This window comes from Herbaspirillum sp. B65, assembly GCF_000333555.1.
Taxonomy (GTDB): Bacteria; Pseudomonadota; Gammaproteobacteria; order Burkholderiales; family Burkholderiaceae_D; genus Herbaspirillum; species Herbaspirillum rubrisubalbicans.
On the sequence record NZ_BADI01000255.1, the window covers coordinates 1 to 1033 of the forward strand.

1 protein-coding gene is annotated in these 1033 nt (G+C 60.7%); it reads right to left on the reverse strand.

What is annotated here, in order from left to right:
• Positions 1-105 precede the first annotated feature (105 nt).
• On the reverse strand, positions 106-1005 hold the full coding sequence (locus I5W_RS06730) for an ABC transporter substrate-binding protein (protein ID WP_374702124.1): 900 nt from the start codon (positions 1003-1005) through the stop codon (positions 106-108).
• Positions 1006-1033 lie beyond the last annotated feature (28 nt).

Below are 1033 nucleotides of genomic sequence, written 5' to 3' on the forward strand. Positions count from 1 at the left end.
GCACGCACAGCAACCGCGCGCGCCCTGCGAGAGACAGTGCGCGCGTGGCTGTCATGCCGCCATCAATCCATCAATACTGCGGNTGGGGAATTNCNTTGGCGCCACTCAGCCGGAAAAGACGCCTTCTCGGTAGGTGATGCGCTTGGGCACTTCCTTGCCGGCCTTGATGTCCTTGGCGATCTGCATCAGTTGCGGACCCAGCAACGGGCTGCACTCGACGGTCACGTTGAGCTTGCCGGCCATCATGGCTTCGAAGGCACCCTTGACGCCATCGATGGAGATGATGGTGATGTCCTTGCCCGGCTTCAGACCCGCTTCCTCGATGGCCTGGATGGCGCCGATGGCCATATCGTCGTTATGGGCGAAGAGCACGTTGATCTTCTTGCCCTCGGCCTTGAGGAAGGCTTCCATCACTTCCTTGCCCTTGGCGCGGGTGAAGTCGCCGGTCTGTGAACGGATGATCTTCAGGCGCGGTTCGCTCTTGATGATTTCCTCGAAGCCCGCCTTGCGGTCGATGGCCGGAGCCGAACCCACGGTGCCTTGCAGTTCCACGATATTGATGTCACCGGCCGGCATGGACTTGGCCTTCTCCAGCAGCCAGCGACCAGCACGACGACCTTCTTCCACGAAGTCCGAACCGATGAAGGTGACATACAGCGACTTGTCACTGACGTTGACCGCGCGGTCGGTCAGGATCACCGGAATCTTGGCCGCCTTGGCTTCACGCAGCACGGTTTCCCAGCCCGACTCCACCACCGGCGAGAAGGCAATCACATCGACTTTTTGCGCGATGAAGGAGCGGATTGCCTTGACCTGGTTTTCCTGCTTCTGCTGGGCGTCGGCGAACTTCAGATTGACGCCGGCGGCTTTGGCGGCTTCCTTGATCGATACCGTATTGGCGGTGCGCCATTCGCTCTCGGCGCCCACCTGCGAGAAGCCCATGGTCAGTGGTTTGTCGCGGCCAAGGCCGAAAAGCTCATGGCGCTGCTCGCAAAGGCCATGCAAATGGCTGCGCCCAGAAGCGCTCTTCTCT